Source organism: Ilyobacter sp. (genome assembly GCF_041583315.1).
Lineage (GTDB): Bacteria > Fusobacteriota > Fusobacteriia > Fusobacteriales > Fusobacteriaceae > Ilyobacter.
Map to the genome: position 1 here is coordinate 1 of NZ_JBFHGC010000258.1, position 3,996 is coordinate 3,996.

The following is a 3,996-nucleotide window of genomic DNA, read 5'->3' on the forward strand; positions in this document are numbered from 1 at the left end:
ACTTTTTTGCTTCAAATACCTTTGCCTCAGAGCTCATAGCTCCTAAAGGAAATCCCACTACCGCAGCTATCTTTACATCTGTTCCTCTTAGTTCCTCTGATGCCAGAGAGACATAACACCCGTTTACACACACAGAAAAGAATCCGTACTCTTTTGCTTCCTGACAAAGTTTCACAATATCTTCTTTAACTGTTGTGGCTTTCAATACTGTGTGGTCAATATACTTATTAATTTTCATCTGTTATCCCCCTATAATTTCCAAAATTATATCCTGCTTCTCTGTTTTATTTTCAGAGATTACAACTGCTTCTGCAAGAGTCTCCAAAACTTCTTCTCTAAGGTTTCCGTTGTGGAATATATCCAGAATGGCATCGCCTTTTTCTAGCTTATCTCCCACCTTGGCGCACATCACTATTCCCACAGAGTGGTCTATAATATCATCTTTGGTAGCTCTTCCTGCTCCTAGCATCATCGCAGCTCTTCCTATAAGCTCTGCGTTAAGATGCTCTATATATCCTGATTTTGAAGCAGAGAATACGTCTTTTTCCTTTGCTGTAGGAAGGAGTGAGTAATCGTCACATACATCTGGATTTCCCCCGCTTCCTTTTATGAACTTTTTCAGCATTTCAAGAGCCTGACCGTTTTCAATAATCTCTTTTACTCTTTTTTCCCCGGCCTCAATGCTAGGGACATCCCCTTTCATCATAAGTGCCTGAGCTGCAAGGGTATATACAAGTTCGGTAAAATCTTCCGGTCCTTTGCCTTTCAAAGTCTCTATAGCCTCTATAACCTCTAAGGAGTTACCTACAGCATTTCCAAGGGGCTGGTCCATATTAGTAAGAAGACATACTATATTTCTGTCAAAAGACTTTCCCAGTTCATACATGGTCTTTGCAAGGTCCCTGGCCTGGGTAAGATCTTTCATGAAGGCACCTGAGCCCACCTTTACATCCAGTATTATGGCATCTGCGTGTACAGCAAGCTTCTTCCCCATGATTGAGCTGGCTATGAGAGGTATACTCGGCACAGTGGCTGTGACGTCTCTCAGGGAATAGAGCTTTTTATCTAGGGGAACTATCCTGTCTGAATACCCCATTATCCCAGTGCCTGTTTCATTCACTAGTTTTACAAGTTCTTCCTTTGTCTGGGAAAATTTAAATCCATCTATAGACTCAAATTTATCTATGGTCCCCCCAGTATGACCGAGACCCTTTCCTGAAAGTTTGGCAGTTCCCATACCCAGGGCTCCAAATATAGGTGCCAGGGCTATTGTCGTCTTATCTCCGACTCCTCCTGTAGAATGTTTGTCCACCAGAAATTTGTGGGTCCCAGGAAAATCTATCGTATCACCTGAATTAATCATTTTTTCAGTAAAAAATTTTAGCTCATCAGTTGTCATCCCGTTAAAGTAAACTGCCATCAAAAAAGACGACATCTGGTAGTCAGGTATATTTCCGGCCAAGTATTCTCCCAGTAAAAAATCTATCTCTTTTTTCGAGAGAATCTCCTTGTCCCTCTTTTTTTGTATTATATCAACTGCCCTCATAACTTACCTCCCTTAAATAGAAGCTTACAATTTATTATACATTTTTTTTAAATTTAACCTGTTTTTTGTATATTTTATCTCAAAAATATGATATAAAATTCTAATATAAAAAAATAGGACAGGTGGCCATTTATGATAAATAATTTAAATAAACTTGAAAACTATATCAAAAAATTTGAGCTGGAAGAAGTTTTTCCTTCTGAGATCAGACGTTTCCTCAAAATAAAGAAATATGCCAAGGGAGAGATAATATTCAATGCTTACAAACCGGTATTGTATATCTATTTTTTAGTGGAAGGCCTCGTAGAGATAAACAGTATCATGATGTCAGGAAACAAGCTTTTTATAAACAACCTTTTCCCCCTTGAGCTTATAGGAGACCTAGAATATATGAATAACCAAGACGCCATGTTTGACGTTGTTGCAGCTGATGCCTCTACAGCTATTCTTCTTCCCTTTGATGTCGCAAAAAAATATCTGGAAGAGAACCCAAAATTCTGGAGGCTTCTGGCTATAGAGTGCAATAAAAAACTTCTTAGGACAAACAGAGCCATAATACTAAAGGGGAGCTATTCATTGAAAACAGTTCTTGCAAATCACCTTATAAAAAACAACTATGAGATCAACTTTAATTCACTGGTAGACTTGGCTGCACAGCTCAATGTGAGCTACCGAAACCTCTCAAGAGTTATAAAAATTCTTTCTGAAGAGGGGATAATAAGAAAAGACAGAAAAAAAATAATAACCCTCAAAAGAGAAGAACTAAAAAACTACTCAGTTAACATCTAGAATTTTTTTTAAAAAAACAGGCTGCCGGATAAGAGAACGGCAGCCTTAAATTTTTTATTTATTTTTTTCATTTTTCTTGCCATGGACATTCGTTTTGTTCAGTACATTTTTTACCCATTTCATTACTTTGTCTTTCTTGCTACGTTTTCTATGAGTATATTCCAATACCGTTTCCACAAGAAAATCTATATCCTCCTCACTGTGGTTGGAGCTCAGGGAAATCCTTATTCTCGGTGTTGTGACTGTTGGCTTTCTTATTGCCGGGGCCATTATACCATGATCTTTCAGAAAAATACTGAGCCCCAGTGTTTCCTCGTTGTCTCCCACTACCACAGGTACTATTTGAGTAGAGCTCTCCAGTGTCTCTATTTCCGCTTCCTTCAGTTTAGCACGGAGATGGTCACCTAAATATTTCAGATGCTTTCTTCTCTCTTTTTCGTTCTTTGTCAGCTTCATAGCTTCTAAACTTGCTGCCACCACTACCGGTGGCATGGATGTGGTGTATATAAGACTCCTGCAGTGGTTTACCAGGTAGTCTATGACCTCTTTTGAGGCTGCCACATAGGCTCCCTGAGATCCATAAGCCTTTGAAAAGGTACCCATATTTATATCTATCTGTTCCAGTATATCAAGCTCCTCAGCCAGACCCAGACCATTTTCTCCCAGTACTCCGCCACCGTGGGCTTCATCTATCATGAGAGTAACATCATATTTTCCCTTGAGTCTCACCATCTCTTTTAGGTCAGCTTTGTCTCCGTCCATGCTAAACACGGAATCCACAACAATCAGGGCCCTTTTATAACCTTTTCTGAACATTTTAAGTTTATTCTCCAGGTCCTTCATATCATTATGTCTAAATCTCATCATTTTGGCTCCGCTCAGTGCTATACCGTCATAAATGCTTGCGTGATTTAGCTTGTCACAAAAGACCACGTCATTTTTCCCTACTATAGTGGATATTATACCAAGATTGGCATCATATCCACTGTTAAAAATAAGGGAAGCTTCTTTTCTTTTTTCTAATGCAATAAGTTCTTCCAACTCTTTATAAAGATTTGCAGTCCCTACAACTACACGGCTGGCTCCACTTCCCATTCCGTATTTTTCCAGGGCATCTTTGGCAGCTTCTATTATTCTCACATCATCTCTGAATCCTATGTAATTACTAGAAGAAAAATCCAGGTATTTTTTCCCTTCCATCCATATATATTTTCCCTCTAATTTTTCTATATTTTTAATCTCTCTGAAAAGCCCTTCTCCTTTTAAGGAAACCAGCTTTTCTTTTATCTCTTTCATCATACTTGACCTCCGTTAGTCCACATCTGTCAGAAACAGATTTTTCACTGCTATAACTAAAGTATAACCTCTTGTTCTTTTTTTGTAAAATCTTTAAATTAACTTTATTTATCTCATAAAAAAAGAAGCCCTCTAAGGCCTCTTATTTATTTACTATTTTAGCCAAAACTCCATTAATAAACTCGTGAGACTTTTCTTCACCATATTTCTTAGCAAGTTCCACGATTTCATTTATGACTATTTCATACCCTACGTCTTCTTTTAATAGCTCATATGTTGCAAACTTTAAAAGAGTCCTTTCTACATTTCCTATCCTGTCTAAAGTCCATCCGGTCATATTTTCCTCAATGGTCTTTTGGATTTCA

General features: G+C 38.1%; 4 protein-coding genes and 1 pseudogene. 1 reads left to right on the forward strand and 4 read right to left on the reverse strand.

The features are described from left to right. Both ABZA26_RS09420 and ABZA26_RS09425 read right to left on the reverse strand, forming a co-directional pair. A pseudogene (locus ABZA26_RS09420) lies at positions 1–238 on the reverse strand (2-deoxyribose-5-phosphate aldolase); the annotation flags it as partial. 3 nt (positions 239–241) lie between these two features. Continuing rightward, a complete protein-coding gene (locus ABZA26_RS09425; protein ID WP_372714270.1) occupies positions 242–1,546 on the reverse strand; it encodes a thymidine phosphorylase in 1,305 nt (434 codons plus the stop codon). A gap of 132 nt (positions 1,547–1,678) precedes the next feature. Between ABZA26_RS09425 and ABZA26_RS09430 the strand changes: the two genes are divergently transcribed. Further along, complete coding sequence (locus tag ABZA26_RS09430) at positions 1,679–2,335, forward strand: Crp/Fnr family transcriptional regulator (RefSeq protein WP_372714271.1); 657 nt, start codon at positions 1,679–1,681, stop codon at positions 2,333–2,335. Between the two features lie 54 nt (positions 2,336–2,389). On the opposite strand, the gene bioF is transcribed toward ABZA26_RS09430, so the two are convergent. Both bioF and nusB read right to left on the reverse strand, forming a co-directional pair. Further along, complete coding sequence (gene bioF / locus ABZA26_RS09435) at positions 2,390–3,634, reverse strand: 8-amino-7-oxononanoate synthase (RefSeq protein WP_372714272.1); 1,245 nt, start codon at positions 3,632–3,634, stop codon at positions 2,390–2,392. 139 nt (positions 3,635–3,773) lie between these two features. Beyond that, a partial coding sequence (gene nusB, locus ABZA26_RS09440) for a transcription antitermination factor NusB (RefSeq protein WP_372714273.1) occupies positions 3,774–3,996 on the reverse strand: 223 nt, incomplete at its 5' end.

Coding starts and splice junctions, on each gene's coding strand:
- ABZA26_RS09425 (WP_372714270.1), bottom strand. CDS start 1,546: ATGAGGGCAGTTGATATAATACAAAAAAAGAGGGACAAGGAGATTCTC.
- bioF (WP_372714272.1), bottom strand. CDS start 3,634: ATGATGAAAGAGATAAAAGAAAAGCTGGTTTCCTTAAAAGGAGAAGGG.
- ABZA26_RS09430 (WP_372714271.1), top strand. CDS start 1,679: ATGATAAATAATTTAAATAAACTTGAAAACTATATCAAAAAATTTGAG.